Source organism: Candidatus Acidiferrales bacterium, assembly GCA_036514995.1.
Classification (GTDB): Bacteria; Acidobacteriota; Terriglobia; order Acidiferrales; family DATBWB01; genus DATBWB01.
Genome location: DATBWB010000033.1, coordinates 1 through 4,030, shown reverse-complemented (window position 1 = coordinate 4,030; position 4,030 = coordinate 1). Strand labels below are relative to the sequence as shown.

5 protein-coding genes and 1 rRNA gene are annotated in these 4,030 nt (G+C 57.6%); 4 read left to right on the top strand and 2 right to left on the bottom strand.

Annotated elements, in window-relative coordinates; genetic code table 11:
• A 16S ribosomal RNA gene (locus VIH17_02725) occupies positions 1-178 on the top strand; the annotation flags it as partial.
• A 356-nt stretch (positions 179-534) separates the two neighbouring features.
• On the opposite strand, the gene VIH17_02720 is transcribed toward VIH17_02725, so the two are convergent.
• Entirely contained in the window at positions 535-909 is a 375-nt protein-coding gene (locus VIH17_02720) for a hypothetical protein (GenBank protein ID HEY4682144.1), read from the bottom strand.
• A 54-nt stretch (positions 910-963) separates the two neighbouring features.
• Positions 964-1,197 (bottom strand): hypothetical protein, encoded by a 234-nt coding sequence (locus tag VIH17_02715; GenBank protein HEY4682143.1) that lies wholly within the window; start codon positions 1,195-1,197, stop codon positions 964-966.
• A gap of 398 nt (positions 1,198-1,595) precedes the next feature.
• Here VIH17_02715 and VIH17_02710 point away from each other — a divergent pair, with 398 nt between their 5' ends.
• The 3 genes from VIH17_02710 (at position 1,596) to VIH17_02700 (ending at position 3,934) form a co-directional block, all read left to right on the top strand.
• Entirely contained in the window at positions 1,596-2,420 is an 825-nt protein-coding gene (locus tag VIH17_02710) for a helix-turn-helix transcriptional regulator (protein ID HEY4682142.1), read from the top strand.
• A 516-nt stretch (positions 2,421-2,936) separates the two neighbouring features.
• Positions 2,937-3,086 carry a hypothetical protein gene (locus VIH17_02705; GenBank protein ID HEY4682141.1) on the top strand — a complete coding sequence of 50 codons (150 nt, stop codon included), beginning with the start codon at positions 2,937-2,939 and terminating at the stop codon, positions 3,084-3,086.
• 104 nt (positions 3,087-3,190) lie between these two features.
• Positions 3,191-3,934, top strand: a complete 744-nt coding sequence (locus VIH17_02700; GenBank protein ID HEY4682140.1) for a hypothetical protein — start codon at positions 3,191-3,193, stop codon at positions 3,932-3,934.
• Positions 3,935-4,030 lie beyond the last annotated feature (96 nt).

The window sequence follows — 4,030 nt, the reverse complement described above, 5'->3', positions numbered from 1 at the left end:
CGCCGTGAATACGTTCCCGGGCCTTGTACACACCGCCCGTCACATCACGAAAGTGGGCTGTACTAGAAGTTGTCGCGCTAACCCGCAAGGGAGGCAGACACCCAAGGTATGGTTCATGATTGGGGTGAAGTCGTAACAAGGTAGCCGTAGGAGAACCTGCGGCTGGATCACCTCCTTTCTAAAGAATCCGGCAATCTCCTCGGGTTCGGTGACCGAGTTCTTGATTGCCCACTCCGTTCCTCACAAAGCGGAGTCTTCGTTCGGTCTCGAGAAGGGGCTAAAGCTGCTCTGGTCGGATTGTCAAAGGACATCCTGAGATAACCCCCGCGAATGCCTCGCGGGGTTTCTTTTTTCGGGCATGGGGTTCCCGCGCGTCCATCTCCACCCACGAAAAGTCGAACCTTCCGCCTACGCCAGGGCAGAGCCGGCTTGTCCGAGGCGAGGTTGAATGGTGTCGTCATGCTGAACCCCGACTCAGTCGGGGTGAAAGCTTGCCCTGGGTGTGTCGAAGGGTCGAGGGAGTCCTGCCGTATGTTAGGTAGGAACTGCGCTGGGCAGCGGTGGGATGCTGACGCCCCAGAAGGTCTCGCTCGGAACGGCAAGCTCGACAGCGACTCGCGTCATTTCATCTTCTTCGGCGACGTCGCCAGCCCACACCACCCGCGCCCGAGTTGATTGGCTTGTGCGGGGGCGCATCAGTTCGACTTCCTCCGAAATGGGAAGGAGCGTTTTCATGCGCAGCAGGGCGCCGTGCGCGTTCACTATCACGGTCTCGGCATGCTCCCGGAGGCGCAGGCCCTCCCTTGTGATCCACGCCACCTCCACCGGTATGACCAAAAGGACCCGCTGGCTTCTTCGCCGCTCCGCTCCCGGCGGGGGAGTGTTGGCCGTTGGCGTCAAGGCTGCCATGAGTCCCTCACGAACCGGAGATTTCCACGTCGGCGGCCACAGGGGCCACCTCATTCAGCTTCGTTCATCAACAGCTGCGGCCTGCCGCAGTTCGAGCAGTGCGACCCGGTGTTGATCCAGGAGGGTCTTGAGATGTTGGCATTTGTTGTAAAGGATGTCGAGACGCGCCTGCGTTTCGGCGCTGTCGCCGACGTTCATTTGCAGGATCAGCGCCTGGCCAATGAGCACCTGCACCAGATTAATCATCTCGTGGCAGGTTTCGCTCAGCTTCTGAATGCTTTGTTGCAAGAGCTACCCTCCTCTTTGTGCCGCACTGAAACCCAGGGTTAAGAACGCGAGGGCGTAGAGTAGAAAGAGTAGCGGCCGCTCAAGCCTACCGTCCCGCCCTCGCGGGATCGCTCGGGAAGCGAATGCACCCTTAGTCCACCCATTAACAATATCCCCAGGATGGGTGAAGGAGGGGTACGCGGTAAAAGTGTTCAGTCAACTGAACAGGGGGCGAATCTTTGAGTAACCGTCTTTCTCTGGGCTCCCGGTTGCTGCCGCACTTCCAGGCAGTTAACGGCATCCCCAGTTGGGCAAAAGAGGAGCAGGCGGGAAAAGTGTTCAGTCAACTGAACAGTTTTTTGAATCTTTGAGGCAGGGGCTTTGTCCACGCTTCCGGTTGTCGTATAATCTCGTTCCCGATGGGGATTATTCCCGGCAGATATCTCAAAGAAGTCAGAGAGAAGCTGAATCTCGGCGTGCGGGAAGTGCAAGAGGCCAGCGCCCGTATTGCGCAAGCCGAAAAGAACTACGAGTTCTACATCTCCGCGGCTCGTCTGGCACAAATCGAAAATGAAAACACCCTACCGGGCGCGTTCAAGCTCTTCAGCCTCTGCGCCATTTACGGCATCGACTTCATCGATCTTCTCCGCCGCTTTGGACTGGATCCTGAACGCACCCGGTACTACCAAAGCCTCCTGCGGCTCGATGTAACTCACCCGATCGCTGCTGAGATCTACGGCAAAGACACCACCGTCACGCTGCCCGTTCGTCTGGACCCGAGTTTCCGGTGGGACACGACCCAACTGGTGAACCGGTTGGTCGAGATTTGGGGAGAAGTTCCGGTTGCCTTTCTCCTTCAGTTCAATCGCCGCCGGCACATGTACGGCTACATCGGCCTCGGGGACTTCACCCTGTATCCGCTGGTACGACCGGGGTCGCTGGTGATGATTGACGACCGCCGTCGCCGGGTGCTCGGTCAGGGCTGGCAGAGCGAGTTCGACAGGCCCATTTATTTCATAGAGTTACACAACGGCTACCGCTGCGCCTGGTGCCAGCTCGAAGGCTCCCGCCTGACCCTGCTTCCGCATCCCATGTCGTCGGTGGCGGCTGAGAGCTTCAATTGCCCCGATGAGGCGGAGGTGGTGGGGCAGGTCGTCGGGATTGCGATGCGGCTTGTTCCCCCAGGACAGCCAGGTCGGGCGAACGCACCAAAACTCCCAAGGCCGCCCGCATCTGAGAGATAAATAACCGCCGCTCGACGGGCGAGCAGCGGCGCGGCTGCATCTCCCGATAAGGCTCAAGCTCCAGCCACGTCGCCGCCATTTGTTGCACCGAACCACCCAAGGATTCGAAGTGCTCCTTTAGTTCCCCACACAGGACTTCCAGCTTGAGTTCGACCACGCTGCTGAATGTCTCCGTATGGATATGGCTGATTGCCCAGTTCACCTCTTCGGGCGAGCCGATTGTAGTCCAGCCCTCGTGCAGATAACGCCCTGTGTAGGGATCTCGCAGCGAGGATAGATAGATCAACTGAGCGGCTGACGAAGGCAGCGACGAGAGGGTCCTCCTCACATGCCTCATCAGTTTGTTCAGTGGGTCAACAACAGCCATCCCTAATATTATCTACCACATTGGCCACCGATTCAGCCAGTCGGCAGTTCTTGTTCAGTTGACTGAACAAACCGAGGTTGGGCACCCGGCTGGCCGTCTCCGTGGTTAACTTACGACCGATTCCACTTTGAACAAGGAGGATAGATTCCATGAACTCACTTCGCAAGCTAATCCTGGTGGTAATCCTTGGTCTGGCAACTATTTGCGCGGCCACGGGGGCAGTACTGTACTGGAGCGACGCACCTGTCCTGGTGGCCAACGACCCACTTCCTCCGCCGCCCATTCCGTGGGTTGTCTAAGGGGGCGTTAACCAGATTCGGTGCCACTACGGGGGGTGCTGCCAAAGCACCCCCGTTTTTTTGTGCTAGGATTGGGTCACCAGTTGGCACTGAGTTTACGACTCATGACTCACTTCGACTATCTGATTTTCACTTTCGGGTTCGTGCTGGAAGTGCTCATCCTATGGCGCGGCTTGCGGACGCGTCTGTGGCGACATTATCCGTTCTTTTATGTCTATCTGGGTTATGTTTTCATCCGTTCCTTAATCCTTTTTGCCCTTGCACACCTCCAGTTTTCAGGATACGCAATCACATACTGGCTCAGCGATGCTGCGGCCGTCCTACTGTGGTTCTTTGTCACGTGGGAGGTGTTCCGTCAGACTTTTTCGTCCCCTCTGGCCGTCCGTCGAGTTGTCGGCCAACTGCTCCTGATCCTCCTCGTGGGTTTGACCGTAGCCCTTTTTTTCGGCAGCAAGAGTGCTGGCCTATTCTTTGCTGATTTGGAACGCAAGGCTGGGTTCGTCCAGGCAGCCCTGCTCATGGCCACTCTCCTTTTGGCTCGGTACTACGGTCTTCCCTTGGGGCGCAATACCTGGGGCATGGCATTGGGCCTAGGGATGTACGTCTCAGTTGCTATCGTGAACTTTGCCTCGCTCGAGTTGGTGAAATCTTTCTTCCCTTACTGGCGTCTCATTCGCCCGCTCAGTTTCATTGGCATGCTGGGAGTGTGGGCCTGGGCGCTGTGGTCTTATGCACCGAATCCCAAATCGGCTACTGTCGCGCTCGAGGTATCTGAGCGAAGCCTCGTTCATTGGTCGCAGGCCTGGAGCGAAGTCCGCGCCGTCTTGCGGAAGGCGGTGGGGCTATGAACGAACTGGTTCTATTCCTGGTGGCAGGGGCTGTTTTCCTTGTTCTGTTCTTGCTCTGGTTTTTGAGCGGCCAGCCCAGAGCCACCGATAGAGCTC